Origin of the sequence: Stenotrophomonas sp. (genome assembly GCF_032099025.1) — a bacterium.
GTDB lineage: Bacteria > Pseudomonadota > Gammaproteobacteria > Xanthomonadales > Xanthomonadaceae > Stenotrophomonas.
In genome coordinates this window covers 277,081-303,724 of record NZ_DAMCID010000001.1, presented here as the reverse complement: position 1 = coordinate 303,724, position 26,644 = coordinate 277,081, and the positions used below count along the sequence as shown (strand labels likewise).

Here is a 26,644-nt window from a genome sequence, read left to right as displayed (position 1 = left end):
CGCAGACTAATCATCTGGGGTCGGGCTTGTCATCATGCAGCGCAGCAAAGGAACCCGACCTTGAAGAACAGCCCTAAAGCGGTTCGTCGCAAAGCGAGCGCCATCACCATCGATGATGTGGCCGCGCATGCAGGCGTCTCCGCCATGACGGTGTCGCGTGTCATCAACGGCCATGCCGGAGTACGCGATGACAACCGCGAGCGGGTCATGCGCAGCGTGCTTGAACTGGATTACCGGCCCAACCTGGCCGCCAGCGCCCTGGCCGCAGCCCAGCACACCTGCATCGCGTTGATCTACACCAACCCCAGCTCCAGCTACCTGCGTGAACTACTGGTCGGCGCATTGCGCGGCTCCACGCGCGCGGCGGCGCAGCTGGTGATCGCCACCTGGGATGAACTGGGTGACGAGGCGCGTCGCGATGCGGCACGGCAGCTCGCCGCAAGCGTGGCCGGCGTGATCCTTCCGCCGCCGCTGTGCGAATCGAAGGCCATCGTCGACGAATTCGTGAATGCGGGTATCCCCGTCGTTTCCATCGCGTCCAGCCATTTCAATGACCGGATCGCCTGCGTACGCATCGATGACCGCCAGGCCAGCCACGACATGGTGTCGCACCTGATCGCCCACGGTCACACCCGCATCGGCTACATCACGGGCGACCCGAACCAGACCGCCAGTGGGCACCGCTGGCAGGGCTACCGGGATGCGCTGGCCAACGCCGGCATCGGCTACGACGACGCGCTGGTCCAGCCTGGCTACTTCACCTACCGCTCCGGACTCGAGGCGGCCGAACGGCTGTTGACCCTGCAACCGCCGCCCAGCGCGATCTTCGCCAGCAACGATGACATGGCGTCCGCCGTGGTGTCAGTCGCGCATCGTCGCGGGCTGGAGGTGCCGGGGGATCTTTCGGTGGTGGGGTTCGACGACACCTCGGCATCGACGATGGTGTGGCCGGAACTGACCACGATCCATCAACCGGTGGCGGAAATGGCGGACACCGCCATCGACATCCTGTTGCGGGAGGTCCGGCGCACCGCTTCGTCGGGGCGCGGCACCGTGAACCACGTGCTGCCGCACCAGCTGATCATGCGGGCGTCCGTGTCGCGCCCGTTGCTGGCGCCCTGACCCGCCGCCAACACGTGCGGCAGGCTTGGCCGGTATCGCCAGCGGTATTCGTTGTGTGTGTCGCGGTTACGACTATCTGACCGCCCCTGCCGGGAAATCAATCAACTCCAGCTTTCCGCCGGCCAGGGATCCGGCGCTGGCCGAGACAACCTCGTGCGGGAAGCCAAGTGGGATAGCGCTCGCGGCGTCCAGCCGGTGGATCTGCTCCGGCGTCAGTGCCACCGCGACGGCCCCCAGGTTGTCCTCCAGCTGTTGCAGCGTGCGTGGGCCGATGATGGCCAGCGTCCCCTTGGCCAGCACCCAGGCAATCGCTATCTGGCCGGGAGGTCGACCGGTTTCTTCCGCAATGGCAAGGACTTCATCGACGACCGCGGATTTGCGTTCGCTGCTCTCGCTGTGAATCACAGCGCCGAGACCTTCGGCGCGGCCGGTCTCGCCCTTTCGATACTTCCCGGTCAACAGCCCGCCGCCCAACGGTGACCAGCCCACCACCCCGAGCTTGAACGCAGAGGCCATGGGCAACAGCTCGCGCTCCGCCGTGCGCTCCACCAGGCTGTATTCCAACTGCACGGCGGATACCGGCGCCCAGCCCCTCAACTCCGCCATCGTCGCGGCGGTCGCGATGCGCCACGCCGGAAAGTCTGACAGCCCCGAATACAGGATCTTTCCCGATCGAACCAGGTCGTCCAGGCCGCGCGCAATCTCGTCGACTGGCGTAACCCCATCGGGCATGTGAACCCACAGCAGATCGATACGGTCCGTTCCGAGCCGCTTGAGGCTTGCCTCGACGCACTGGAGCATGGCCTTTCGGCTGTTGCCCGTGCGTTGCAGGCCGCTGGTTGGACTGGCGCCGAGGGAGAATTTGGTCGTGAGGATCACCTCGTCGCGATCATGCGAAATGAATTCGCTGAGCATTTCTTCCGACTGACCGAACTGGTACTGGTCCGCGGTGTCGATGAAGTTGCCGCCCGCCTCCCGATATGCGGCATAGATATTCCGAGCCTCGTCGCGATCCGACGCATACCCCCAGCCCTTGCCGAAGTTGCCCGTGCCAAGCGCAAGCGAGGACACGCGAAGACCGGTCTGCCCAAAGATTCGATAGCGCATAAGGCACCTCATCCAGTTCCTGGAACAGGAAACACATCGAATGATGTCTTCAGGCACACCGCGCCGCCTGCGGAATCAAGGGGCACATTCCCTCCCCCGTTCAGGGGATGAGCCGCCTCGCCTTGTCCAGCTCGGTCCATCTGCCGGCAACAACGGTCGCTACCGCGTGCCGAGCACGTTGAAGCGCTGCGCCGGACCCCTGTACGGCCCTTAGTGTCGGGCAGGACCCGCGCGACCGTCTTCGCCGCCGCCGCCCTGTGACGCCGCACGACTCTGCGCGAAGTCCGGGAAGGTCTCCGCGAGCGACTGGTTGTCCGGCAGGATGTAGAACACGCCGCCCTTTTCGAAGGTCGGCTGGACGATCCGCGCGTAGAAATCCGGATTGACGTTGATGCAGCCATGCGTCACCCGGTTGTCGTCCGGCGACGGCGTCGCGAGGCGTTCGGCACGCTTTTCCGCGGGAACGCCCGTCGCGGTGGGATGTATGGAAATCGCCGTGTCATAGTCCACCCACAGCACGCGCCCGGCGTCGAGTGACGGGCCATAGCCGCCTATGAAGCGGCCAGCAGGGGTAGTACGATCCCGTCCGGGAATTTCCTTGAGCGCCAGACCCGCCACGCCCGGTGCCGAATGATCGCCGACAGCGGAGCCGAAGAGGCCCGGGGCGGCGCCCAGCAGCTTGCCTTTGCCGTCAAACACGAAGATCTGGGCCGCGGCCTTGTCCATTACTGCGAATGGATAGCCTTCGGTGTCCCTGCTTGCCTTTACCCAGCCCGCAAGTTGAATGACCGTCTCGGACACGGCCTGGTCCGGAGGCAGCTGATCGTTGGATACCGCCGGTTCCTCGGTGGGCGCCTGCGCACGCGCCACGCCGGGCGCAGCGAACGCCAGTGCCAGCACCAGTGCGCCACACGTGGCCCGAATAGCGGGATGCATGTAGGTGTTGATGGGGGAATTCCTTGAAGCGACTACGGGGAAATGCAAAGAAGCCGGTGGCCAATCAAGGCCACCGGGTCCCGGGTTTCAAACGTTCCTTACCGCATACGCAGCGTGCGATCAGCCGCGCGGCTGACGCTTTGCGGGGACCGATTCAAGACGCTGAACACGGCTTTCAATCTGATCCAGGCGCTGGTTGGCCTGCTGTGCGGACTGATTGGCCGATTCGGCACTCTGCGCTGCGCCCTGCACCTTCGTATCAAGCGAATCAAGGCGTGAGTTGATGGTCGCAAACTCGTCCTTGTACGTGGCGCAACCGCCAAGGCCCAAGGTGGCGACGAGCGCCACGCCCAGCGTACGCATCAACACCACATTCTTCTTGGTCATCATCATTCGAGTACTCCTTCTTGGGTTCATGTAAATTGCGCCCCCCATGCAGAGAGATGATGACGCTGCAATGCGTACATGGACTGTGAAGGGATGGCGGTTTGTATGAGCCGCGTTCAGGTGCCCTTCCCCACCTGTTTGCGAGAGCGGAACGCCGCCACTTTCATCCGGTTCCCGCATAGCGCCATGCTGCACCAGCGCCGCTTTCGCGACTTGGTCGTGTCATGGAACAGCAGGGTGCAGTCATGCGCTTCACACTCGCGTACATGTTGCAGGTCGCCACCAGCGAGGAGCCGGCTCAGCGCCACCGCGATGGGCTCCAGCAGGCTCTCTGCGCTGTCATCGCGGCGGCGTTCGACCACGCAAGGGCCTGCACCGTCAGTGGTCGACTGCAGTTGAACGATCGGTCGGCCGGCCTCCAGTACCTTGTTCACCACCGTTGCCTGGAAGGGGCGCCCTGCCCGTGCAGCCGCCAGCAGTTCGCGTGCTTCGTCGCGCAGGGCAACGGCCAGCGCCGCCACGCCGTTCGGGACGGCGACCGCGCCCGCCTCGAGGACGCCCGCCGTAGCCAGCCAGTCGATCACCGCCGGGTCGTCCTCAAGCACGTCCACCGGGGCCGTGCCGGGGCCGTAGGCCGAGTTGATGAAGTCGAGCGCCAGATCATTGGCCACGAACAGCGCGGCGGAGGGAGCTGAGTCGATCATTCGTAACCCCTGTAAGTGTTGTTGACAGGTTACCATTGCCGTGCGTAACCTTCAAATCAAATCCAATGCGGTTACAAAAGACACTCATGACCCCTTCGAATACGCTCACCCGACTCGGCGCAACGGCTGCCCTGCTCACCGCCACCGCCACCGCCACCGCGCACGGCCAGGTCCAATACCGCTACGAACAGGTAGGCGAGGTCAAGGTGTTTTACCGGGAGGCCGGCCCCCGTTCGGGCCCGACCGTGCTCCTGCTGCATGGGTTCGCGGCGTCGTCGTACATGTACCGGGACGTCATCGAGGCGCTGTCGGACAAGTACCACGTCATCGCCCCGGACCTGCCCTCCTTCGGTTACACCGAGGCCCCTGCCCGTGGCGCGTATGACTACACCTTCGACACCCTGGCCGCGACCCTGCAGCGCTTCGCCGAGCAGCTGAAGCTGGAGCGCTACGCGCTGGTGGTGCACGACTACGGCGCCCCGGTGGGATGGCGTCTCGCCAGCGCGCATCCGGAGCGGATCACCGCCCTGATCTCGCAGAATGGCAACGCTTACGAGGACGGCCTGGCGAAGGGGTGGGATCCGATCCGCGCCTACTGGAACGATCCCAGTGCGCAGAACCGCGCTGCCCTGGCTGAGTTCCCCACGGCCGCTGCGATCAAGTGGCAGTATCTGGAAGGCGTGCGCGACCCCAGCCTGGTGGCGCCGGATGGCTACACCCTTGAGGGCCTGCATGTATCCAGGCCCGGCAACGCGGATATCCAGCTGGACCTGCTGCTGGACTACGCCTCCAATGTACGGCTATACCCCAAGTTCCAGGCCTACTTCCGGACGCATCAACCGCCGCTGCTTGCCGTGTGGGGGCGGAATGATCCGTACTTCCTGCCCGCGGGTGCAGAGGCGTGGAAGCGCGACATTCCCGATGCCGAAATCCACTTTTTCGATACCGGGCACTTCGCGCTGGAGACGCATGCGGACGAGATCATTCCGGTGATCCGGGAGTTTCTGGATCGGAAGGTTGGCGCGCACGGAAGCGGTGGGCAGTCAGGGCGCTGATAACGTCGGCGCGGGATTGGCCGCGCCTTATGGAGGGGCGTTGCGTTTCGGGGGGGGGCGTGACGCATTGTGCGTTGGGTGCGCGAATGGGTGTTTGGGGTCTTCGCGAAGGGCAGCGGACTAACAGTCCGCTCTACCCAGTCGCTTGTATCGGCCCAGTCGCGTGTATCGGCCCCGTCGCTTGTATCGGCCCGGTCGCTTGTTCGGCCCTGTGGCTTGTGTCGGCGCACGGGTTTGCCGGTTGCCCGCCTGGCTACGCGCGGACGAGCGTCATCCAGCGGTAGCCGATGTAGACGGCACCTGCGGCCGCCGGCAGCAGGCTGATCAGCAGCGGCAGCTTGAGTACGAACAACAGGATGGCGGTGGCCGCCAGCATCAGGATCGACAGCCCGATCACCCAGGCATCGAATAGTGCGACATCCGTGGCGTCCCTTGCCCAGGCATTCTGCGGCCGGTCCTTCGCGGCGCGTTGCCGGCGCAGTACCCACACATCGGTCACGAATGTAGCAATGCCTTCCAGCAGGTCACCGATGAAGCCCGACATGGTCAATCCTTGAGTCGCTTGGCTGAATGCGCCGATCTTCAGGGGGAAGCGAGAGCGCGTCAAGTATTCACGCAGTACCGTAACGGCCTGTAGGGAACCCGAGCCGACAGGGGCGGCACCGCCCGCCGTCGCAGTGCCCCCGCTCGCTCGTCGTTCGCGGTGGCGGTGCCTAACTCCTCCGCATCAGGATCATCTTCTCCTGCGACATGTCCCGCATGGTGTAGGGAATGCCCCCGGTGCCGTAGCCCGACTCCCGGCGGCCCGCGAAGGGCATCCAGTCGGTGCGGAACGCGGTTGGGTCGTTGATCATGACGGCCGAGGCGTCCAGTCGGTTGGCGGCCCTCATGGCAACGTCGATATCCTGGGCAAAGATACTGGCCTGGAAGGCCGTGGGCAGCGCGTTTGCGGTGGCAATCGCCTGGTCGAGGTCGGTGTAGCGATACACCGCGACCACCGGGCCGAACACCTCCTGCGTGGTCACCTTTGCATCGCTGGCAGGATTGAGCAGCACTGTCGGCTGCAGGGTCGTCTCGGAGAGGCGCTTTCCGCCTGTCGCGAGCTGGGCGCCGCCCTTCACCGCCTCGTCGATCCATTCGGCGACCCGGTCGGCCTCACGCGGCTGGATCAGCGGGCCTACTTCGGTATCTTTCAGGGTGGGGTCACCGGTACGCAGTTTTTCGACGCGGGCGATGAGCGACTGGGTGAAATCGTCGGCGATGTCGGTGTGCACGAAGATCCGTTGGGTGGATACGCAGACCTGGCCGGCATGGTAGTAACCGCCTTTGACGATCGGTTCGATGATCTTGCCGAGGTCCGCGCTGCGATCGACGATGGCCGGCGCAACCCCGCCGTGCTCCAGCGCCGAACGTGCGCCGTGCGCAAGCTTGGCATGCAGCGACCACCCTACCCTCGCCGAGCCGATGAAGCTCAGGAAGCCCACGCGCCTGTCGGTGGCCAGCGCTTCGGCCAGGTCGTTGCCTTCGGGGAGGAAGCTCTGGCACCACGGCTCCGGCAGGCCGGCCTCATGGACCATGGCCACGAACTCCAGGCAGGAGAGCGGCGTTGCGGACGCGGGCTTGATGATGACCGGGCAGCCGACCGCGATGGCCGGGGCCACCTGATGGACGATGAGATTCAGCGGGTGGTTGAACGCCGAGATCGCCGCCACGATGCCGATGGGCTCGCGGGTGGTGAATGCCCAGCGTCCTTCCGACGCCGCCGACAGACCCATCGGGATTTCGCGGCCTGCGAAGTTCCGCAGTTCATCGGCGGCATTGTGCACGCCATCGATGGCGCGGGTGGTCTCGACGATGGCATCCGGCAGCGGCTTGCCACCCTCGCGTGCGATCTGCAGGGCCAGGTGGTCGCGCTTGGTGTCCATCAGGGCGGCCAGCCTGCGCAGGATGGTGATGCGCTGGTGCGGCTTGAGCCAGCCATCGCGATCCTTGAATACGCCTTCGGCGGCGCGGAGTTTGCGTTCCAGCGCGGCGGCATCGTCGAACCCGAGCTCTGCAATGGGTGCGCGGTCGAAGGCCTGTACGACAGTCAACATCTTTTGCTCCTTGTTTTGAGCGCTGGAGGCGGGGTTTCTGGCGTGGGTGATCGCTCGGAGCCCGGTTCGCGTGGAGCCGGCCAGCGGCCGGCACTACTGTCGGGTCGCTACGCACAGCCTACGTCGGGGGTGCGGTTGCGCAGTTCGTCGACCAGCACGCGGGTGTTCTCGGAATAGTCGATCGGCACATCCAGCAGGTGTACGCCGCCACCAGCAAAGGCCGCTTCGATCTTGGGCACCAGCTCCTCCACTGCAGACACCCGGCTGCCCTTCGCACCATACGCTTCGGCATAGCGCACGAAATCGGGATTGCCGAAGCGCATGCCGAAATCCGCGAAACCGTCCACCGCCTGCTTCCAGCGGATCATGCCGTAGGCACTGTCATTGAGAACGATGACCACCAGGTTCAGGCCCAGCCGCACGGCGGTCTCCATCTCCTGCGAGTTCATCATGAAACCGCCGTCGCCGCAGACCGCCAGCACGCGCCGCTGTGGATACAGCATGGCCGCCATCATGGCCGACGGCAGGCCCGCCCCCATCGTGGCAAGCGCGTTGTCGAGCAGCAGCGTATTGGCTACATGCGTGCGGTAGTTGCGGGCGAACCATATCTTGTACATGCCGTTGTCGAGGCAGACGACGCCGTCGTCCGGCATGGCCGCGCGCACGTCATGCACCAGCCGTTGTGGCGTGACCGGGAAGCGGTCCTCCTCGGCGCGGTCGTTGAGGCGCGACAGGATCTTCTGACGCAGCTCGATCATGCCCTCGTCTTCAGACAGGCGGCCTTCCAGGCGCTCGGCCAGGGCACTGACGGTCGCACCGATGTCGCCGATCACTTCGATATCGGGGTGGTAGACCTGTTCGACCGTGGCGGACTGGAAGCCGACATGGATGACCTTGGGTCCGCCACTGCTCTTCATCAGGAACGGAGGCTTCTCGATCGTGTCATGGCCGATGGCGATGATCAGGTCGGCGCGTGCGACGGCTTCGTGCACATAGTCGCCCTCCGAGAGCGCAGCCGTTCCCATGTACAGGTTGGAGCCGCCGGTGACGGCACCCTTGCCCATCTGCGTGTTGAAGAACGGCAGGCGCGTGCGGGACACGAACGCGGAGAGGGCCTCGGTCAGCGACGGCCGGCTGCACGCCGCACCAATCATCACCAGCGGCCGCTTGGCGGCGAGGATCGCGGCTTCCGCCCGTTCGAGCGCGGCCGCCGGGGCGACGGGGCGCTCCAACGCGTGGACCGGAATCACCGGTACCGCGTCCACGTCCTCCCCGGCCACATCCTCGGGAAGTTCCAGATGCACCGGACCCGGGCGCTCTTCCATGGCAACACGGAATGCGTCACGCACCACGGCGGGTATCGCTGCGGGGCTGATGATCTGCCGTGTCATCTTGGTTAGTGGCTTCATCGACGCCACGATGTCCACGATCTGGAAACGCGCCTGCTTGGCGCTCATCACCGCTTTCTGGCCCGTGATGAGAATCATCGGCCATGCACCGAGATGCGCGTATGCCGCGCCGGTGGAGAAATTCAGTGCGCCCGGGCCCAGCGTGGCCAGGCAGACGCCGGGCCTGCCGGTGAGCCGCCCGTGGGTGGCGGCCATGAACGCCGCGGCCTGCTCGTGGCGGGTCAGGACCAGTTCGATACGCGAGTTCCGGAGCGATTCCAGGAAATCGAGGTTTTCCTCGCCCGGCACGCCAAAGATGCGGTCCACGCCTTCGTTTTCCAGCGCGCTGACCAGTAGATCCGAGCCCTTGGGCATAGCGTTTATCCTTGGGGAGGTCGTCTGGTCGACTATACCCCCACCGGATGTCACGCATGCTCACACACGAGGTCCCGGCCGCCTGGGTGCGCAGGCGGCACAGGGATGCCACTCACCGTGCAGCGGGGCGTCGACGCTTACGGGGTGTCGCGACGGATGCTGACGGCTACCGCCTCTGTGTAGGTGATGTTGAGCAGGTCACCCCGCTTCACCTTCGGCAGCTTGGCGCGCAGGTCTTCGCGGACGACGGCCACGATCTGCGTGTTGCCGCGCGGCCCTCTGAGCGCGATGGTGTTTCGCTCCGGATTCACCGCCGCCACTTCGGTGACGATGCTGATGGTGTTCGACTGCGAACCACCCGGCTTGGTGCCCGGAATCTGCACGGTGCTCTGCTGCGTCTTGGTCACGCCCACCGGTGCACTGCCGGCCGGCTTGAGCTCGAGGGCGACGGCGCCCGTGTAGTTGAGCGTCACGGTGTCGCCCACCTTGAGCTGGCTGAAGTTGCGCACCTCAGGGCCGGCAATGACGTCCAGCACCCCGCCGTCCTTGCCGGTGATCGAGACGGCGCGGGTTTTCGCGTCCAGCGCGGTGATCTTGCCCTGCAGGGAGAGTTGCGTGGACGCCGCGGTGACGGGGCCAGGCGTGGCGCGGGGTGCGGGCGCCGGCTGGGCTGCGGGTGCGACCTGCACCGCGCCAAGGATGAGTGCGAGAGAGGAAGATAGGGCAAGGATGCGCATGGGAACCTCCAGGAGGACAGGGAGCAACACGTACACCCTGCCGGAGGGTTTGCCCGAACGGCAGATGTCCCCCTATTCCATCAGGTGCCCCACCCCGGCGCGCCCGTACTACTACTTATGGTTGTGCAGAAAACATACTGACCACGGCGGACACCAGGGCATCAGCGGCCCTGCTCCTTCCCCAGCAGGAACTTCAACCCGTGCGTCAGACCACGCGGGGCCACACTCAGGTGGTCCTCGTCGTTCAGGACGTCCAGCTGCAGCCGCAGCGAGGGGTAGTGGCGCGCGCGCAGGGCCGCGTCCATCTGCTTTGCATCCGCCACCATGTCGGCGTCGTTGCCGTAGGCGGGCGTTTCGTATTGTCCCACGTACATGTACACGGACGCCGGCAGGTCGCTGTGCCCTGCCGCGTAGTCCGTCTCGTACCGCGCCGTGACATTGCGGTCGTACCAGAACGACGGGCTTCCCACGATATAGCCGGAGAACATGCCCGGATCGGTGAACAGAATCCGTGTGCCGAGCAATGCGCCGTACGAGTGCCCCAGCAGCAGGCGCCGGGTTTCGTCGGTGCGGTAGTGCCCTGCCACGAAGGGCAGCACCTGCTGGCGAAGGTAGCCAATGTAGGCGTCGGCACCCCCGTGCACGGCGTCGGCCGGTGCGCTGCGGGGTCCGTTGGGGGTGGGCGTGTAGTCGCGGCGGCGGCTGGGCATCCCTTCATCGCCCACCGCGTACGATAGCCCAACCAGGATGAACTCCTCCAGCTTCGGACCCTCGACATTCAACCGCCGGCCGATCTGTCGCGCGAGCGGGAACGCGTAGTCCGCATCGGTCACATAAAGAACCGGATAGGTGCGCTCTGGCGTGTCTGCGTAGGACGGTGGCAATGCGACGAAAACCTGGTACGTCCGTCCGGAAACCGGATCCGGCACGTCCCAGACCTCGCTGCCCACCACCTCGTACGGCATGCCATCGCCCCGCTGCCCGCCCAGCACAGAGGCCTTGGACTGTGCGGGCTGGGGCGCGGCCGGTGCCTCGTTTCCTTGTGGTGGCACCGAAGCCTCAGGTGTCCTGGCGCAACCCACAAGCAACAGCAGAACAACCACACGCATCATCCGATCTTTCAAACGTCCTTCTCCATGTTGTTCCCGAACATCTTACGTTGACATCACTCTATTCCCGATGTGAAAGCGTTTCCCGCATGAGAATGGACTGCATGCCCGCTACTCCAACCAGCCCCGCTCGCGGCATCGAGCGTCACGAAGTCGCGGTAGTGTGGACCGCCAGATGGTGGCACTCCCAGCTGGGCAGCTGCAATTGCCTCAGGCACCCCTCCCTCGCTGCCTCCCCTTGACCGGCTGCAGGCGTACCCTGTCGGATACTGGCGGCCACATCCACGCACCCTGCCGTGACGGGGACACAAGAGGGATCCTCAGATGCCAAACGACACCCCGTTCGACGCCATCATCATCGGTACCGGCCAAGCGGGCCCATCGCTCGCGGGCCGGCTCGACGCCGCCGGCATGCGCGTGGCGATCATCGAGCGGCATCTGGTCGGGGGCACGTGCGTGAATACCGGCTGCAAGCCAACCAAGACCCTGGTCGCCAGCGCCTACGCCGCGCAGATGGCCCGACGTGGGGCGGAGTACGGCTTCTCTGCCGGCCCGGTGAGCGTGGACATGACGGTGGTGGCGGCACGTGCACGCAAGGTCATTCTGGATTCGCGCACAGGCAATGAGGACTGGCTGGCGGGCATGCCCAACGTGACACTGATCCGCGGCCACGCCCGTTTCGATGGGCCCGGCGCGGTGTTGGTCAATGGCGAGCGGCTGGCGGCCCCCAGGATCTTCATCAATGTGGGCGGTCGCGCTGCGGTGCCGGACATGCCGGGCCTGCAGGAGGTGCCGTACCTGACCAACAGCAGCATGGTCGAGCTGGATACCCTGCCCCACCACCTGATCGTCGTGGGCGGAAGCTACATCGGCCTCGAATTCGCGCAGATGTACCGCCGCTTTGGCGCGCAGGTGACGATCCTCGAGCGCGCGGACCGGGTGATTGCCCGCGAGGATCCGGATATTTCCGATGCGGTGCGCGGCATCCTGGAGGACGAGGGGATCGACGTGCGTACCGGTGCCGACCAGATGTCGTTCAAGCAGACCGACGACGGCATCGGCGTGACCTTCCAGACCCGCGCGGGCGAATCGGTCGTGGCAGGGAGCCATCTGCTGATCGCGATCGGCCGCCGCCCCAATACCGACGATCTGGGCCTGGAATCGGCCGGCATCGCGCTCGACGCGCGCGGCTACATCACGGTGGACGACCGCCTGCAGGCTTCGGTTCCCGGCGTCTGGGCGCTGGGCGACTGCAACGGGCGCGGCGCCTTCACCCATACCGCTTACAACGACTTCGAGATCGTGGCGGCCAACCTGCTTGATGGCGAGGACCGGCGGGTCAGCAGCCGCGTGCCGGGGTACGCGCTCTATATCGACCCGCCGCTGGGCCGTGCGGGCATGTCGGAGCTCGAGGCGGCCAAGACGGGTCGCCCGCTCCTGTTTGCCAGGCGCGAGATGACCCGGGTGGGGCGCGCGGTCGAGAAAGGCGAGTCCAAGGGCTTCATGAAGGTGGTCGCCGACGCCGAAACGCGGCGGATCCTCGGCGCGGCGATCCTGGGCACTGGCGGCGATGAAGCCATCCACGGCATCCTCGACATGATGAGCGCGGATCGCCCGCTGGACGAACTGCGCTGGGCCGTGCCGATCCACCCCACGGTCTCGGAGCTGATTCCCACGCTGCTGGTGGACCTTGCACCCGCTGCCAGATAAGGAGGAGTTGATGCGCAACGCCCGACGCTGTTCGCTGTCCATAGGCCTGTGCATCGTCCTGATCATTGGGCCGGCGTGGAGCAGGACACCCGCTTCTGTGGAGCCGCGCAGCGAGACCGGGCAACTGCAGGGCGCGCCTTGGCGCATCGATTACCCGGCCCACTGGAATGGCGAGCTGGTGATGCTTGCGCACGGCTTCGAACCGGTCGGCACGCCCCGCCCGGATCCGTGGCCGGGCAACAAAGGGAGCGAGGCACTGGTCAAGGCGGGCTATGCGGTCGGCCAGAGCGGGTACCGCAGCCAGGGTTGGGCAGTCGCCGACGCCATCGAGGATACCGAGCGGCTACGCCAGCGCTTCGTTGCCCAACATCCGGATACCCGGCGCACCTGGATCCTCGGCTTCTCGATGGGAGGCGCGGTGGCCATCGCCACGCTTGAGCGCCTTCCCCAGCATTACACGGGGGGCATCTCGCTTTGCGGTGCCAATCTGCCGGGCGATGTCCTGGCGGCCGAGATGCTCACCTCGCTGGTGGCGTTTGAATACTTCTTCCCAGCTGCGAAAGGCGTGCCGGAAGCAGGACTGACCTCGCCCGCCGCGGCCCACCTTCCCCAGGCGCAGACGTATGACGCCATCGAGGCGGCCGTGCAGGCCAACCCGGCCGCGGCTGCCACGCTGGCCAAACGGCTGGAATTGCAACCGGACGAGCTGGCCGACACCATCAGCCTGCACACGCTGGTGTTCCAGCAACTGGTGACGCGCAGCGGCGGCATGCCGGTGGGCAACACGCGCACGGTGTACGCAGGCTTCGGCGACGACAAGGCGTTCAATGCCAAGGTGCGGCGCATCACTGCGGATGCCGGTGCGCAGGCCTGGGTCGAGCGCGAGCTGGGTCTGACGGGTGTGCTGCGCAGACCGTTGCTGCTGCAGTACAACCATGACGACCCCTCAGTGACCCCACGTTTCGAGCCGATCTACCCGGCGCTGGCGGCACGGGCGGGCGCCACGCCCCCGCCGACGACGCTGCCCGCGACAGGAGAGGGGCATTGCGATTTCACGCCGGGACAAGTGGTTGAAGCGGTGTCGACCCAGAGCAGGTGGGCGAAGGAGCCGACGCGGTAGACGCGCCGCTCGGTCGCCATTGGCGCAGTGCCGGCCCCTTGAGGGACTGCTCACCGCATCCTGACGGGCAACGCAGCACGCGTGCGACCGACGTGCTGACAAAGCCCTCGCCTTCCTGCGCCTTGAAGATCACTTCGCAGCTCAGGCAACGCGCCACCATCGAGTACAGATGGACGATGCGGCCGGTACACGGATCCTGCAGGGCGCTCACATCCAGCAGTTCGAAGTGGCAACTGTCCGGCAGGGCGCGCCGGGGAAGCGGATGGGCAATCGAGGTCTGCAGGTTCACACGCGGGCGCCGTTGGTTGGATGGACCCAACTGTAGGGAGCGCGATGTGGAGCGGGTGTGCAGCCGGTATGCAGTGCAGGCGAAGGGGCCGCCAGCACGTTTTACATGAGCTCAGCATATTGATCGAGCACCGGGAGGCAATCCGCCAGTGAAGCCTTCACTCCGTACACCATGTCACGCTGGAACTCCGCGAACGCTGCAGCGTATGCCTCGTCCTCCGCAAGTAGACGCAAGGCGTTCCGTGATACGGCCCTTGGATCTTCCGAATAAGCGGACAGCCGCGCTCCCCGGGTCTTACGATCGCTTTCCATGATCGACTGGAGCACTGGCTGCACCAGCTTCAGATCAATGACGGGCGTGATCCGGTGCAGATCATAAATGTGCCGCAGCAACGAGGCGTCGCGCGAGCCTTCCGCTACTTGTTCTTCCGCAATTCTGCGCGTCAGCGCGACGAACTTGTCCGCGGCTGTCTCCGCAACATCCACACACAGGATTTCCGGCAGCTCCGCAGGCCGTTCCCTGGCCTGTGAAACGAACGTCGATACGGCGCAGGGTGCGGGGGCGCATTGCAGTGGCCAAGACGATATCTCGACCTTGACGATTGGCCGCAAGCTGGCGACCGATGCAGATGCGCGGGGGTATGGAAGATTGTAGACAAACGTTCTACCGCCATCGTGCACGGCAAGGTGGTCTCGATTGTCAGGATCGAAGGTGAATCCTGCGGAAAGCAGCGCTTCGGTGACCGCTTTGCGGAATCGCCTGCGTCCACCGTCGCTCAGCGGCGCAGTGGCTACGATGCGAAGGTCGATATCCTCCGACATCCGTTCGATGAGCCGGTACGCCCGACACAGCGACGTGCCGCCGCCGAACACCAGGCGCGCTCCTTCGGCATCAACGCGCTGCAGCGCAGCCAACGCCCGAACGACGTGGAAGTCCTTCTCAACCAACCCTGGGTGCGGAAGCCTCAGCGCGTCGGCTACATCCGCGCACAGCTGCGCTGACGGCCCCTCAGCGTTCAATGACCAACTCGCTCGCGCCGTAGCTCAACTTCCGGGAGAAGCGCCCCTTGACCTTCAGGACAGGATTGACCGGAATCTGAGTGCTTCGATTCTCCGCGAAGGCACGCTGCGCCTGTGTCGACTCCCATCGCACCCCCAGTCGCGCAAGCGCTTGCTGGGCCACCGAAAGGAATCCATCGGGATTGGCCAGCACGGCTTTCCCGGTCAAGCTCGAGGGACGGGCCTTCGCGTATACCCCTTTTCCAAGTCGAACCAGCTTGCGCTCCCCCACCAGACCACGCAGGGCGCGAATGATCTGATCCTCGCCACTGAGCGTGGCGAAATCCCGGGTAAGAAATACATCGCGCTTGCTCTTGGCGACGCGCAGCGCAATACGTTCCTGGAGTGTTGGTTTCTTGGTTGGCATTGGCGTATTCCTGCGAGGCCCCATGGTATGCAAAAACCCGACACCTGTCCATGCAAAAACCCGACACATGATGTCGGTAAACCCTTGTTTTACGGTAGGGCATTGCTATTTGTTCAGGTTTCGCCAAGCTCCGCAAGCGACTTCCTTCCCGCCGGCGTCAGGTCGATATCCGCGTCCTCGGCCTGCACCGCCAGGCCCTCGGTGACCGCCCAGGTGGCGTCGTCGGCCGATACCGGATCGGTCGCCTCAATGGCACGCAGAATGGCGATCTGGGACGTGGTAAGTCGCATGGTGGTCGCCGCGATGGGGGGGCGTTCGACTCTAGCAAGGTGGGCGTGAGCGCCCCCTGCACCAGGGCACTGGCAGCCCGCCACGGCCGCCCTTATCGTATGCGCCTTCCCCGCCCGGGTCCTGGCACAGATGCGTTCAGCCCTTCCCCACCCTGACGCCTGCGAGAACTGCAGCACCGCGCTGCAGGGCGACTTCTGCCACCAGTGCGGGCAGTCCGCGCACAGCCCGGTACGCAGCTTCGGGCATGCGGTGGAAGAGGTCTTCGAGTCGTTCTGGCACCTGGACGGGCGCATCTTCCGCACCCTGCGCCAGCTGCTGCTGCCCGGTCGCCTGGCCGCCGCCTACCTGGGGGGCCACCGTACCCGCTATATCCCGCCGATCCGGCTGTTCGTGATCCTGAGCGTGCTGACCTTCTTCGTGGCGCGGCTGGTGGTTCACGTCGATGCAGGGTCGTTCATCAGCCAGACTCCGACACCGCCCGAGGTGCCGGGTGCGTTCCGTGATGCGACCACCAACGAAGAGGTCGAACAGGTGCGCCGGGCCCTGCTGGCACCGCTGCAGCGATCACGCGACACCCTGCCGGAGGCCCTGCGCAAGCCGATCGATGTGGCAATCGCCAAGGTGGACAAGCAGGCAGCACGACGGCAGAAGGAGCTGCTGGGCCTTCCTCCCGGGACATCCGCGCCGTCCGCGGCGAAGCCCGCAGCCCCGCCACCCCGGGTGGTTCCCGGAAACGGCAAGGATCCGGTCGATATCGGCTTCCTGCCGGGCTTCGCCAACCGCTGGCTGACCGGGCAGGCGGACATCATCCGGCAGAACCTGCCGCGTATCAGCGAACGGCCGCAGCTGCTGGTCAACGCCTTCTTCGCCTCGGTGCCCTCGGCGCTGTTCGTGCTGGTGCCGTTGTTCGCGGGGCTGCTGAAGGTGTTCTACCTGGGCAGTGGCCGGCTTTATCTGGAGCACCTGGTGGTGGCGCTGTACAGCCATGCCTTCCTGTGCGTTGCGCTGCTGGGCATCCTGCTGCTGTCGATGCTGGGCGGGCAGCTGACCACGGTGCCTGCGGCCGGAACGCTGATCGGCATTGCCATTGCGTTGCTGCTGCTATGGATGCCGGTTTACCTGTTGCTGATGCAGCGCCGCGTGTATGGTCAGTCCTGGCTGGTCACCACCATCAAGTTCACCGTGCTGGGCTGGCTCTATTTCACCCTGGTCACCGCGGCCACCGTGGTGCTGGCCATCGCCAGCCTTGCGCGGATCTGATTGCCTTGGCGATGCGGTCGCTGCCGTCGAGGCAGCGGATCACCGCGCACGTCCTCGCGTCCGTTCGGCGCGCAGCCATGCCACCGCCGCGACTTGGCTGCGGTTGGCCACACCCAGGTCGCTGATTGCTTCATCCGGTGTCAGGGGGCCGCCATCGCCCTTCCCCAGCCGGTCGATGAAGCGGGCGCCGGTGAGTAGCAGCAGAGTGCCATCCTGCAAGGTATACGCGGCATTGGCGGTGGGCACGCCGTATGTCGGCGCGCCAAAACTGCGCGTGGCGGACCGACCGCGAAATGCGATGGCCACTGCCTCGCCAGAACTGGCCGTCCGCCCGGAGGTGAGCACCGCCACCGGCACCTGCGCCATGCTCGGCACGGCCGCCGCAGCGGGCGGCGGGTCATTTCGCCACGCGCGCCTGCTGCCATCGCGGCCCTCAAAGAAACCAAGGCTCTGGCCCCGCAGCAGCGGCTCCAGCCCGGCCAGCATCGGCCACATGTTGCCGCCGCCATTGCCGCGCAGGTCCACGACCCACGCACGCACGCCGCGCCGGCTGCCGGCCTGCAACGCCTCGACGAGAGACGTGGCGTAAGCGTTGCGCAGGTCAGGATCGGTGCCGATGAACCCCGGCACCTCCACATAGCCGATGCCTTCTTCCACCACCTCCCATCGGGCTGGCTTGAATGTCGCCTTCGCTACCTGCGGCAGGTCTGCGCGCCGGCTTGGGTCCATCATGAAGCTGTGGCGGTCCCCCAGCGCGTTGAGCACCTGCTTGACGGCCAGCCGCGCCTCTGCGGGCGTCGCCTGCGGCGCGGGCTGCCATTGCGCCCGGTAATCCGGCGGCAACCGGTCCGCATGCAGCGCATGGGCCGCAATGAGGCGCATGGCTTCCTCGTACAGCACTCCCCCGGAAACACTGCCGGTCGAAGGCGGTGCTGTCTCGCGCAGTTGCACCGTGTGGAGGCTGAAATCCGTCCCGGGTCGCCCGCCCACCATGAACTCCACCAGCCTGGCCCGCGCCGGCACCTGCAGATCGAGTCGCAGCCCTCCCAAATCCGCCGGTCCCTGCAGGTGTCGTCGCACGCGATCGAGCCGCTGCCATCCGTCATAGGCAGTCAGCGTCACCACCATGTCCCCGGAGGTGAGGGTGCCTTCCGCGAAGGTGAGGCTGTAATGGCCGGGCGTGCCGGGGACGCGCTGCAAGGCGTAGCCGAAGCGGCTGGGCCCATTGCCAGACGCACGTGCGCTGATCTGGGCGCCGTCTTCAGTAAGCGGGGAGCCTGAAAAAGAGCCGGTAAAGTCTTCACCGCTCTGCACGCCGCTGCGCCAGGGCTTGTCGATCGTCGCGTACAGTTGGCTGACGAGCACCAGCAGCAGTCCAAAGAGGCCTGCTGCCAACCAGAACGCAGCGCGTTTGACACGCGGGCGGCCGGTGCTTTTCTGCGGGTTGGCGTGGCTCACTGCATCTTCCTTGATCGACCGGCTCCGTTGCCGAGTCTACGACGGAAGGTGCACCGCCGGGACACCCTGCCCCGGCGGCACGCACTACATCAGAACTTGACCGACATGCGCGCCCAGTAGAAACGACCGAGCACGTCGTAGGTCGCCACATCGGTGTTGCCGTTGCCACCGTTGTTGGCGTAGTACAGCGGCGCCTGCTTGTTGGTCAGGTTGTCCACGCCCAGCTCGAAGCTGGTGTGCCACGGGGCCACGGTGTAGCCGACCTGCACGTTGTGATACACGAACGAGCCGATCCGGCGCACCACGCCGGCTTCATCGGTATCAGCCGACAGGCCCTGGTCAAGATCGCTGCTGCCGATCTTCGTCTTGCCGATGTAACGCATCCGCCAGGATGCGCTCCAGTCGTCCATGCTCCAGTTCAGCGTGCCCAGCCCGCGCCAGCGCGGGAAGTTGCCGTAGGCATAGGTGTACATGCCGCCGTTGCGGATGGTGACGGTGCTCGGGTCGGTGGTGTCCGGCAGGACGTCGTAGCGCTCCAGGTAGGTGCCGTTGAGGCCGGCGGTGAACTTGCCCCACGCGGTGGCGGGAATACGGTAGGTGGCGTTGAAGTCGACGCCGCGGGTGGCCAGCGTGCCCAGGTTGACGGTGGGTTCGGCCACGTAGTTGATGGTGCCATTGCCGTTGCGATGGATCAGTGCGCAGAACGCACTGGCCGGATTGGCGTAGCACTGGTTGAGTACGGTCTGGGCCGAGACGCCGGTGATGGTGTCTTCCAGGTCGATCCGCCACCAGTCGGCACTGATCGACAGGCCTTCGATCCAGCGCGGATCGTAGACGAAGCCGACGTCATAGGACTTGCCGGTTTCCGGCTTGAGCTGGTAGCCGGCCACTTCCGCGCCCGAGGCCTTGCCCGAGATCTGGCCGTCGGCCTGGTGGTAGCTGCCGTTGGTGGGCACGTTGGCGCAGGCGACGTCGTTGCCGCCGGTGTAGCCATTGCAGGGATCGTTGACCGTGGGCGCATCGCCTACCACGCCGGAGTACAGCTCGTTGATGTTGGGGGCGCGGAATACTTCGGAGACCGTGCCGCGCAGCAGCAGGTCCTGTACGGGGCGGTACTCGATGGAGACCTTGCTGTTGGTCTTGCTGCCCACCGAGCTGTAGTCGGAGAAGCGCGTGCCGATGCTGAGGTTGAGCGATTGCACGCCGGGCAGCTCCTTCAGCAGCGGGAACAACGCTTCGGCATAGGCTTCCTTGACGTCGAAGCTGCCGCTCAGCTGCGAGGCGCAGAATTCGATGACACCGCACAGGCCGTTCTCATCACCGGTCCAGAGGGCGTCGGCCTTGCTGGTGCTGGTCTCCTTGCGATACGAAATGCCGGCCGCCAGGCCTACGGTGCCTGCCGGCAGCTCGAACAGGTCGCCGTTGGCGTTGGCCTCGAACTGCTTGACGGTGTAGACGCTGGTGGCCACCGGGTTGACGATCATCTTCTCCAGCGTGCCCAGGCTGGACGGGTCGTTGATGTTGAAGATGTTGAGCGGCGTACACCCGGCGATGACGTTGCCGGCGGTACCGCACTTGACCGCACCATCGACGTCCAGGAACGACGGACCCACCGCTTGGTTGAACGCGGCGTAGTCGAGGAAGCCATAGTTGGTCGAGGTCTGCTTGACCCGACCGTAGTTCAGGTTGACGTCCCACTGCCAGGAACTGTCGCCGAAGCCACCGCGCAGGCCGGGACTGATCTGGAGGTTGTCGGTCTTGTACTCGTACCGGCGGTTGCCAAGGACGGTAGCGCGGGTATTGAGGTCGTTGTACGACGTGCCAGTGGTGCGGTCGGTGCCGAAGTTGACCCCGAACGGGTTGTAGTAGCTCTGCGCCGACACCAGGAAGTTGTCGCCGTTGGCGAAGATCGGGATCGGGGCGATCACCGAGGCGGATTCGGTTTTGCTGAACCAGGTGTTGACGTACCCTTCGATGTTGTCGGTGAAGCGGAAGGTGGCAAGCGCGAATGCGTTGGTGCGCTCCTGCGGCGTCTGCAGCAGGTTGTAGGGCTGGTAGTTGTACGAATCGTTGGCCGCGGTGTAGCAGTGGAAATCACCGGGGCCCGTGGCACCGGTGACGCCCCCGTTGAGGGTCACGCGCGAGCAGCCGTTGGCCGCCGCCAGGGCGCTGGAGGCGGCCGATCCGTCGTTGAAGTTGATCGACCCGGTCGGCGTGGCCGACGAGCCCTGCTTCACCGCTTCGCCGCTGCTCAGGTACAGCGCGTCCTTGGAGTAGTCGCGGTCGAGTGCGGAGACGGCGTCGAGGTTGTGGTACGAGACACCGGCGACGACGCTGCCACGGTCCCAGGCCTTGCCGCCCGTCAGCGAGAAGTTGCGGCGGTTGCCATCGCCCTCGCCGCTGGTGCCGAAGTCGGCGGTGAACTGCGCGCCCTCGAAGCGGTCACGCAGGATGAAGTTGACCACGCCGCCGATGGCGTCCGAGCCGTAGATTGCCGAGGCACCATCGCTGAGCACTTCGATGCGCTCGATCATGGTGGCCGGAATGGCGTTGACGTCGTTGTAGGCAAGGCGGACACCGTTGACCAGCACCAGGGTGCGCTTGTCGCCCAGGCCGCGCAGCGAGATGGTCGAGGCGCCGGTGCCGCCGCCGTTGTTGGTGTTCGGATTGGTGGAGTTGCCGGCAATGGACGGCAGCTCCTGCAGCAGGTCGCCGACGGTTGCCTTGCCCGTGGCCGCAATCTGCTGCTGGGTGACGGTCACGACGGGGTTGGCGCTTTCGGTGTCCACGCGGCGCAGGCGCGAGCCGGTCACCACGATGCTGTCCAGGTTGGTGGTGCCGCTGCCGGCGGCAGCGGTGGATTCCTGTGCCAGTACCGGCGCGGCAGTCGCCAGCAGCAGCACGGCGGCAACGGCCATGGACAGCGGGCGACGGGCGGCGGTGGCACATCGGGACAACGACGAAGCATGCGGTGCATGGAACGGATGGGGCGTCATGGGCGAACTTCCTCGGTCATGCGCAGGCCGGTGGCGTCGAGGGGCAACAGTCCCCCGCACCGGCATGCGCCAGTGAAACGGTTCGATGGGGCTTGCGAGCTGGCGTTCCACGCCAGGGCGCACATGGGCAGGCGGTGTTCGGATGGAGCGCATGCACGGCGCCACTCGCCCTGCATTCAACTACAACGTTTTCATCTCACGGTCACAATGTGCCGGGTGGCCCGACCTCGCGTCTTGTCGCTTTTATCGCGTCTGGATGCGGAATAGCGCATGGACGCCGCTCATGCGGGAATCAGCCAGCCGCCGAACAGGGGGCCTGCGGTGTCACCGTGCTGCGGTTCGATGCGGAAGGTGAGCGCGTGACCGCTACGGGTGAGCGCATGCGGCAACGGATAGTCGCGGTCGACGAAATCGATCACCTGGCCGCGCTCAACCTCCACTTCCACCGCGAGCGTGCTGTTGACCAGGATGTTGAAGCGGCCCTTGTCGCTGCCCCAGAAGCGCAACCGCAGCGCGAGTGGCTGCGTGCTGCCTTTCATGACGAAGGTGACGAACCCCTTGCCACGCACGTCGCGGCACTCCTGGCGACGGTAGGCGGCGGCAAAGGAGGTGTCGCTGCTGAGCGCGTGCGCCTTCTCGGAGACCTCGTTGCCGAACTGGAGCATGTCCACCGCGCTGGCCTGCAGTTCGGTCTGTTCAGCCCGGGTGCGATCGCGGCGCTGGGCTTCGTCCGCCCATTGCGCGGCGGTCATGCGCCTGAAGTACAGCGCGCTGCGGCGATCATGCTGCGCATGGAACGGCGAGAACTCCAGTGCCTGCGGGCGCGTGGTACTGGCCAGGAAACGGCCGGGTTGCGGCAGTGCGATGAAGCCCGACAGCGGTGACACATCGGCCACCAGCGCCGGATCCGGCGCATCGTACGGGGTGGTTGCCGGGCCAAGATCGGCCGCCAGGGCCAGGGGGCCGCGCATGACCACCACGGTGTCCGGGTCGCCTGCCGCGTGTTCCAGCCGAAGGGCGGTGTCCAGCTCCAGCTCCACCACGTCGCCCGTGCGCCAGCGGCGCTCAAGGCTCACGTAGCCATCGTTGACCGTGGCGGCGACCTTGCGGCCATTGAGCGTCAACGTGTGCCCCCGTTCCGACCACGCAGGAATGCGAAGCAGCAGGCGTTTGGGCGCGGTGGCATCGGCGCGGGTGACCTGCAGGCGGACCCGTCCGTTGTCCGGTATGCCGCTGTCCAGCTCGAGCGCCAGGCCGCCGTCGGTCCAGTCGAGTGTGGACGGGATGTACAGGTTGACATGGAGCGATGTCGCGTCCTGCCAGTAGATGGAGTCGCCGAACTGTGCGTGCGCCTCCATGCCGCTGCCCACGCAGCACCAGAACGAATCGAACTTGTCGGAGTAGCCGCGCTCGCCGCCGGTGATCATCGGCGTCATGTAGGTGAACATGCCGGTCTCGGGATGCTGGGCCGCCATGGTGTGGTTGAGCAGCGTGCGTTCGTAATAGTCGAAGTAGCGCGCCTGCGGGGTCCACTGGTACAGGTGCCGGGTGAGCTTGAGCATGTTGTAGCTGTTGCAGTGCTCGCAGGTCTGCTCGGTCAGGAACGCGGCGATGGTGTCCGGCTGCTGGAAGTACTCGCGATCGGCGTTGCCGCCGATCACGTAGCTGTAGTGCTGGGTAACGGTTTCCCAGAAGAAGCGTGCCGCCGCGGCGCAGTCCGGCTCGCCGGTGACTTCGAACTGACGGGCCTCGCCGATGAACTTGGGCACCTGGGTATTGGCATGGTGGTGCGGCAGATCATCCTTGCCGGCGATGGCCGGGTCGACGATGCCTTCATGGCGCAGGCGCTTGCCGATGGCGATCCAGCGTGGTTCGCCGGTGCGCGCGCCCAGTTCGATGTACGACTCGTTGAGGCCGCCGAACTCGGTGCCCAGCAGCGACTGCATCTGGTCGTGGTCCAGTGTGTCGAACACGCCGGCCAGGTAGCCCGCCAGCGGCAGCAGCACCTGCCGTGCCTGGGGGTTGCCGGCCAGTGCGTCGGCGTCGAGCAGCCCGGCGAACAGCTTGTGCACGGTGTACAGCGGCGACCAGCTGCCGTTGATGTTGAACTTGCTGCCAGTGACGGCGCCGGCGCGGATATCTTCGAAGACGCGCTTGCCACCCACGATCACGCCCGCGTCGGTCTTGCGGGTCAGACCGCCGACATAGCCGTCGGGGTCCTTGGCCTGGGCACGCGCGAGCTCGGCGACGATGTAGTCGATACGCTGCTTCACCTCTGCATCGCCGGTCTGCGCGTAGAGCTTGGACAGCGCGCTCAGGTAGTGGCCCAGGGTGTGCCCGGCGATGGTGTCGCCCTCCCAGCCGCCATAGACCTCACCCTTCGGCGGCAGCCCGGCGTACTGCAGGAAGTTGTGCAGCAGGCGGTCGGGTTCCAGCTCGAACAGGTAGCGGCGGTTGACCTGCAGGGAATCCAGGAACATGGACGGCTTCAGCCTGACTGCCTGCAGCGGCAGCGCGGTGACCTTGCCCGCGGTGGACGCGGCGGCGTCCAACGGGAAGCGCAGCATCCCGGCGGCGACCGCCAGCGCGCTCCATTGCAGGAAGCGGCGGCGCGAGGGATCGATCATGGGGGGCGTGCTGGAAGCAGGCATGGGGACGTCCTCTGTGGCGTTATTCGTAACGGGCCTGCACGCTCAGCGTTGCCCCGGCGGCGAAGGGAAGTGCGATGCGGTCGTTGTGCGGGCCGGTGGCACGCACCGGCCGGCCGTCGACCGTCACCTCGCGCAGTGCGGTGCCTGTGGGCACACGCAGCGTCAGCCAGGTGGTGTCCGGCCGTGAGGCGGGCAGCGTGACCTCGCCATCGATGCGGCGCTGGGTCGTGTCGGCCTGCAGGCGCACGCTGACGTGGCCCCAGGGCGTCGGCGCGTCCCGGAGATCGACCGGCTTGCCGGTGGCCAGCCAGTCGCGCGGCAGCGCCCGGGCCAGGTACAGGTCCTGGCCCTGGTCGAACACCAGCATCCAGCGCAGCAGCAGCGGCACGGTCATCTGTGCGGGCATGCAGAACAGCGGCATGCCGCCGGTGATGCCGGCCACCTCGCCTGCCGTCCAGCTGCCGCGGGTATGGGCCTGGTAACGGTGGGCGTACAGGAACAGCAGGTACTCCTCGACCCGGTCCAGGCGCAGCAGCTGCTGGGCATGTCCGTAGGAGATGAAGCCCAGGATGTCGCGGCCTTCCGGGGTCGGCTTCCAGATGTTGGAGACGATGCCCAGGGTGGTGCCGCCGTGGCCGCGCAGGCAGTCGATGACCAGGTGGGCGATGTCGGCCGGCAGCACGTCGGCCTGCAGCAGTTCGGCGTACGCGCGATGCGACCACAACTGCTCGCTTCGGCTCGGGTCTTCCTGCGACATCGCCTGGCGGAACGTCTCGGTGGTGCCGGGCAACGGGCCCAGGTACGGCGGCACCAGGTCATGGCGGATATCGGCGCGGATGCTGGCCAGCAGACGCGTGCGCAGCTGCAGGGCGCGTTGCTGCCACTGGCGGCTGGGCCCGCGCTCGCCCGCGATGGAGGGCCACGCGGCGGCGATGTCCTCCCAGCCGCGAACGGTGAGTGCGCTGTTGCCGAAGTACGGCTTCCACCACAGTGACGGATCCGGGTACAGGCAGGCATCGGATTCGCTCCAGCCGTGGATCAGGCCATGGCCGCGGTCGCTGCGGGGCAGCGCCAGGCTGACGTCGTGCAGCTCAACCAGCAGCGCGGCGGTGGCCTCGATCTTGCCCTGGTGGCGGCGCAGCAGCGCGACATCGCCGGTGTAGCGCAGGTAACGCGCCAGCAGGGACAGGGTCAGGCCAAACTGGCCGATCTCAGGCCCGCGCATGTTCACCAGGCCGTCGGCCTGGGTGTACTCGCTGAGGTAGTTGTCCAGCACCGCCTTGGCCTGGTCGAAGCGCCCCCATTCCAGATTGGCGTACAGCGAACTGGTGAAGGTGTCCTGGAAACCGTCGTATTCGTTGCCGACATAGTCGCGGTCCACCGCGCCGTACTTCGGGTACACCCCGCCCGGCCGCACCACCAGCTCGCGCGCAAACGCGAAGCGGGCCAGGTCTGCCCAGCTGTCGTCCGGAAGCTGCAGCGTGCTGGCCTGGGCCAGCTGTGCCTGCCAGGTGGCCGCGAAGTCGATCACGCCGCGATAGAAGTCGTCGGCGCTGGCGCCGCTGCGGCGCGTCGGGAAGTCCGGGTAGCTGTAGCCGAAGACGGTGCGCACCGCCTTGCCCTGCTCCACCAGCACCGCGCGGTGCCAGGTCTGCACGATGAAACGGTCCTGCGCGTTCACATCGGCGAACACCAGCACGTCGTACCAGCGGCCCTCGCCGGCGGGAACCACCTTGTGCACGGCCGGCATCCAGCCACCCAGCAGCCCCTCGAGGCGGTGGGCGACCTTGTCTGCATCCGCCAGCTCCGGGAACGACTGCAGTGCACGGTAGGTGCGGCTGCGGCCATCCGGATAGATCTGCATGGTGTCGTTGGCCTGCACGGTCCCCACGAACGTGGTCCACGGCAGGCGGCCATTGTGGTCCTTCGGGTCCAGCCGCGACGCGGGCGGTGGCGCCACGTCGCGTACCTCGTCTTCGCGCGGGTCGCCGTTGCGCAGCAGCGCGTCGGCCAGCAGGTCGGCTTCGGCCATGGCCAGCTTCGCCAGCGGAATGCCCAGGTACGGCGGCGTGTCGCTGCCCCACACCGCCTCGGTGCGCTTGCCGAGGTCGAGTACACCCGCGGCACTGGCCAGGACCAGCGCGCCCTGCGGCGTGCGCAGATCCTCATGCACGGTCCAGGCCACCCCATGGTGCTCAAATGCGCACAGTTCGGTGAAGCCGGCCAGGTCCACCCCTGTGGCGGGCTGCAGTGCCGGCCGGGGCTGCCGTGCCAGCGCAGCCGGCGTGCCGGACGCCGCCGCCGCGCTCCCGGCGACTGCCGGAAGCAGGCTGACCGCCGCCGTTGCTGCTACGCCCTGACGCAGGAAACGTCTGCGATCCATGGTGCCCCTGCTCTGCAATGACCAGGCTCCATGCTGCGTGGCGCG

The 26,644-nt window shown here is 66.2% G+C and carries 21 protein-coding genes and 1 pseudogene; 5 read left to right on the top strand and 17 right to left on the bottom strand.

Features of this window, described 5'->3' with window-relative positions; genetic code table 11:
* Window positions 1-144 precede the first annotated feature (144 nt).
* Window positions 145-1,122 carry a LacI family DNA-binding transcriptional regulator gene (locus tag RT456_RS01320; RefSeq protein ID WP_313341903.1) on the top strand — a complete coding sequence of 326 codons (978 nt, stop codon included), beginning with the start codon at window positions 145-147 and terminating at the stop codon, window positions 1,120-1,122.
* 72 nt (window positions 1,123-1,194) lie between these two features.
* Here RT456_RS01320 and RT456_RS01315 read toward each other — a convergent pair whose 3' ends face one another.
* The 4 genes from RT456_RS01315 to RT456_RS01300 form a co-directional block, all read right to left on the bottom strand.
* Window positions 1,195-2,229, bottom strand: coding sequence for an aldo/keto reductase (locus tag RT456_RS01315; protein ID WP_313341463.1), 1,035 nt, complete (start codon window positions 2,227-2,229; stop codon window positions 1,195-1,197).
* A gap of 210 nt (window positions 2,230-2,439) precedes the next feature.
* On the bottom strand, window positions 2,440-3,126 hold the full coding sequence (locus RT456_RS01310) for a hypothetical protein (protein ID WP_313341901.1): 687 nt from the start codon (window positions 3,124-3,126) through the stop codon (window positions 2,440-2,442).
* A 159-nt stretch (window positions 3,127-3,285) separates the two neighbouring features.
* Window positions 3,286-3,558 carry a hypothetical protein gene (locus RT456_RS01305; RefSeq protein ID WP_313341460.1) on the bottom strand — a complete coding sequence of 91 codons (273 nt, stop codon included), beginning with the start codon at window positions 3,556-3,558 and terminating at the stop codon, window positions 3,286-3,288.
* Window positions 3,559-3,668: 110 nt separating this feature from the next.
* Window positions 3,669-4,256 (bottom strand): ABATE domain-containing protein, encoded by a 588-nt coding sequence (locus RT456_RS01300; protein WP_313341458.1) that lies wholly within the window; start codon window positions 4,254-4,256, stop codon window positions 3,669-3,671.
* An 86-nt stretch (window positions 4,257-4,342) separates the two neighbouring features.
* Between RT456_RS01300 and RT456_RS01295 the strand changes: the two genes are divergently transcribed.
* Window positions 4,343-5,311, top strand: coding sequence for an alpha/beta hydrolase (locus RT456_RS01295; protein WP_313341455.1), 969 nt, complete (start codon window positions 4,343-4,345; stop codon window positions 5,309-5,311).
* Window positions 5,312-5,564: 253 nt separating this feature from the next.
* Here the strand turns inward: RT456_RS01295 and RT456_RS01290 are convergent, their stop codons facing one another.
* From RT456_RS01290 to RT456_RS01270, 5 genes are all read right to left on the bottom strand, one after another.
* Window positions 5,565-5,855 carry a hypothetical protein gene (locus tag RT456_RS01290; protein ID WP_313341453.1) on the bottom strand — a complete coding sequence of 97 codons (291 nt, stop codon included), beginning with the start codon at window positions 5,853-5,855 and terminating at the stop codon, window positions 5,565-5,567.
* 169 nt (window positions 5,856-6,024) lie between these two features.
* Window positions 6,025-7,407, bottom strand: a complete 1,383-nt coding sequence (locus RT456_RS01285; RefSeq protein ID WP_313341452.1) for an aldehyde dehydrogenase family protein — start codon at window positions 7,405-7,407, stop codon at window positions 6,025-6,027.
* Between the two features lie 107 nt (window positions 7,408-7,514).
* On the bottom strand, window positions 7,515-9,170 hold the full coding sequence (locus RT456_RS01280) for an acetolactate synthase large subunit (RefSeq protein WP_313341449.1): 1,656 nt from the start codon (window positions 9,168-9,170) through the stop codon (window positions 7,515-7,517).
* A gap of 137 nt (window positions 9,171-9,307) precedes the next feature.
* The gene (locus RT456_RS01275) at window positions 9,308-9,907 is read right to left on the bottom strand and encodes a hypothetical protein (RefSeq protein ID WP_313341446.1); all 600 of its coding nucleotides are present in this window, start codon (window positions 9,905-9,907) and stop codon (window positions 9,308-9,310) included.
* A gap of 161 nt (window positions 9,908-10,068) precedes the next feature.
* A complete protein-coding gene (locus RT456_RS01270; protein ID WP_313341444.1) occupies window positions 10,069-11,019 on the bottom strand; it encodes an alpha/beta hydrolase-fold protein in 951 nt (316 codons plus the stop codon).
* A 321-nt stretch (window positions 11,020-11,340) separates the two neighbouring features.
* Here RT456_RS01270 and RT456_RS01265 point away from each other — a divergent pair, with 321 nt between their 5' ends.
* Entirely contained in the window at window positions 11,341-12,726 is a 1,386-nt protein-coding gene (locus RT456_RS01265) for an FAD-containing oxidoreductase (RefSeq protein WP_313341441.1), read from the top strand.
* Between the two features lie 10 nt (window positions 12,727-12,736).
* On the top strand, window positions 12,737-13,846 hold the full coding sequence (locus RT456_RS01260; protein ID WP_313341438.1) for an alpha/beta hydrolase: 1,110 nt from the start codon (window positions 12,737-12,739) through the stop codon (window positions 13,844-13,846).
* 10 nt (window positions 13,847-13,856) lie between these two features.
* Here RT456_RS01260 and RT456_RS01255 read toward each other — a convergent pair.
* The 4 genes and pseudogenes from RT456_RS01255 to RT456_RS01240 form a co-directional block, all read right to left on the bottom strand.
* Window positions 13,857-14,135 (bottom strand): annotated as a pseudogene (locus RT456_RS01255) (hypothetical protein); the annotation flags it as partial.
* A 101-nt stretch (window positions 14,136-14,236) separates the two neighbouring features.
* Window positions 14,237-15,154, bottom strand: a complete 918-nt coding sequence (locus tag RT456_RS01250) for a nucleotidyl transferase AbiEii/AbiGii toxin family protein (RefSeq protein WP_313341435.1) — start codon at window positions 15,152-15,154, stop codon at window positions 14,237-14,239.
* A complete protein-coding gene (locus tag RT456_RS01245; protein ID WP_313341432.1) occupies window positions 15,144-15,560 on the bottom strand; it encodes a DUF6088 family protein in 417 nt (138 codons plus the stop codon). The genes RT456_RS01250 and RT456_RS01245 overlap by 11 nt, the downstream gene beginning before the upstream one ends.
* A 113-nt stretch (window positions 15,561-15,673) precedes the next feature.
* Window positions 15,674-15,850 carry a hypothetical protein gene (locus tag RT456_RS01240; RefSeq protein ID WP_313341430.1) on the bottom strand — a complete coding sequence of 59 codons (177 nt, stop codon included), beginning with the start codon at window positions 15,848-15,850 and terminating at the stop codon, window positions 15,674-15,676.
* A 130-nt stretch (window positions 15,851-15,980) separates the two neighbouring features.
* Here RT456_RS01240 and RT456_RS01235 point away from each other — a divergent pair, with 130 nt between their 5' ends.
* Window positions 15,981-17,111: a DUF3667 domain-containing protein gene (locus tag RT456_RS01235; RefSeq protein ID WP_313341428.1), complete on the top strand. Its 1,131-nt coding sequence runs from the start codon at window positions 15,981-15,983 to the stop codon at window positions 17,109-17,111.
* A 39-nt stretch (window positions 17,112-17,150) separates the two neighbouring features.
* Here the strand turns inward: RT456_RS01235 and RT456_RS01230 are convergent, their stop codons facing one another.
* The 4 genes from RT456_RS01230 to RT456_RS01215 form a co-directional block, all read right to left on the bottom strand.
* Window positions 17,151-18,569: a S41 family peptidase gene (locus RT456_RS01230; protein ID WP_313341426.1), complete on the bottom strand. Its 1,419-nt coding sequence runs from the start codon at window positions 18,567-18,569 to the stop codon at window positions 17,151-17,153.
* An 89-nt stretch (window positions 18,570-18,658) separates the two neighbouring features.
* Window positions 18,659-21,487 (bottom strand): TonB-dependent receptor, encoded by a 2,829-nt coding sequence (locus tag RT456_RS01225; RefSeq protein ID WP_313341898.1) that lies wholly within the window; start codon window positions 21,485-21,487, stop codon window positions 18,659-18,661.
* Between the two features lie 359 nt (window positions 21,488-21,846).
* Window positions 21,847-24,216 carry a glycoside hydrolase family 127 protein gene (locus RT456_RS01220; RefSeq protein WP_313341423.1) on the bottom strand — a complete coding sequence of 790 codons (2,370 nt, stop codon included), beginning with the start codon at window positions 24,214-24,216 and terminating at the stop codon, window positions 21,847-21,849.
* A 19-nt stretch (window positions 24,217-24,235) separates the two neighbouring features.
* Window positions 24,236-26,599 carry a Tat pathway signal protein gene (locus tag RT456_RS01215; RefSeq protein ID WP_313341420.1) on the bottom strand — a complete coding sequence of 788 codons (2,364 nt, stop codon included), beginning with the start codon at window positions 26,597-26,599 and terminating at the stop codon, window positions 24,236-24,238.
* Between the last annotated feature and the right edge of the window lie 45 nt (window positions 26,600-26,644).

What these genes read in the sequence shown, in the direction of transcription:
- RT456_RS01285 (WP_313341452.1), bottom strand. Translation starts at nt 7,407, where the DNA reads ATGTTGACTGTCGTACAGGCCTTCGACCGCGCACCCATTGCAGAGCTC.
- RT456_RS01295 (WP_313341455.1), top strand. Translation starts at nt 4,343, where the DNA reads ATGACCCCTTCGAATACGCTCACCCGACTCGGCGCAACGGCTGCCCTG.
- RT456_RS01265 (WP_313341441.1), top strand. Translation starts at nt 11,341, where the DNA reads ATGCCAAACGACACCCCGTTCGACGCCATCATCATCGGTACCGGCCAA.
- RT456_RS01220 (WP_313341423.1), bottom strand. Translation starts at nt 24,216, where the DNA reads ATGCCTGCTTCCAGCACGCCCCCCATGATCGATCCCTCGCGCCGCCGC.
- RT456_RS01270 (WP_313341444.1), bottom strand. Translation starts at nt 11,019, where the DNA reads ATGATGCGTGTGGTTGTTCTGCTGTTGCTTGTGGGTTGCGCCAGGACA.
- RT456_RS01300 (WP_313341458.1), bottom strand. Translation starts at nt 4,256, where the DNA reads ATGATCGACTCAGCTCCCTCCGCCGCGCTGTTCGTGGCCAATGATCTG.
- RT456_RS01320 (WP_313341903.1), top strand. Translation starts at nt 145, where the DNA reads ATGACGGTGTCGCGTGTCATCAACGGCCATGCCGGAGTACGCGATGAC.
- RT456_RS01240 (WP_313341430.1), bottom strand. Translation starts at nt 15,850, where the DNA reads ATGCGACTTACCACGTCCCAGATCGCCATTCTGCGTGCCATTGAGGCG.
- RT456_RS01305 (WP_313341460.1), bottom strand. Translation starts at nt 3,558, where the DNA reads ATGATGATGACCAAGAAGAATGTGGTGTTGATGCGTACGCTGGGCGTG.
- RT456_RS01315 (WP_313341463.1), bottom strand. Translation starts at nt 2,229, where the DNA reads ATGCGCTATCGAATCTTTGGGCAGACCGGTCTTCGCGTGTCCTCGCTT.
- RT456_RS01245 (WP_313341432.1), bottom strand. Translation starts at nt 15,560, where the DNA reads ATGCCAACCAAGAAACCAACACTCCAGGAACGTATTGCGCTGCGCGTC.
- RT456_RS01290 (WP_313341453.1), bottom strand. Translation starts at nt 5,855, where the DNA reads ATGTCGGGCTTCATCGGTGACCTGCTGGAAGGCATTGCTACATTCGTG.
- RT456_RS01215 (WP_313341420.1), bottom strand. Translation starts at nt 26,599, where the DNA reads ATGGATCGCAGACGTTTCCTGCGTCAGGGCGTAGCAGCAACGGCGGCG.
- RT456_RS01275 (WP_313341446.1), bottom strand. Translation starts at nt 9,907, where the DNA reads ATGCGCATCCTTGCCCTATCTTCCTCTCTCGCACTCATCCTTGGCGCG.
- RT456_RS01235 (WP_313341428.1), top strand. Translation starts at nt 15,981, where the DNA reads ATGCGTTCAGCCCTTCCCCACCCTGACGCCTGCGAGAACTGCAGCACC.
- RT456_RS01280 (WP_313341449.1), bottom strand. Translation starts at nt 9,170, where the DNA reads ATGCCCAAGGGCTCGGATCTACTGGTCAGCGCGCTGGAAAACGAAGGC.
- RT456_RS01225 (WP_313341898.1), bottom strand. Translation starts at nt 21,487, where the DNA reads ATGGCCGTTGCCGCCGTGCTGCTGCTGGCGACTGCCGCGCCGGTACTG.
- RT456_RS01260 (WP_313341438.1), top strand. Translation starts at nt 12,737, where the DNA reads ATGCGCAACGCCCGACGCTGTTCGCTGTCCATAGGCCTGTGCATCGTC.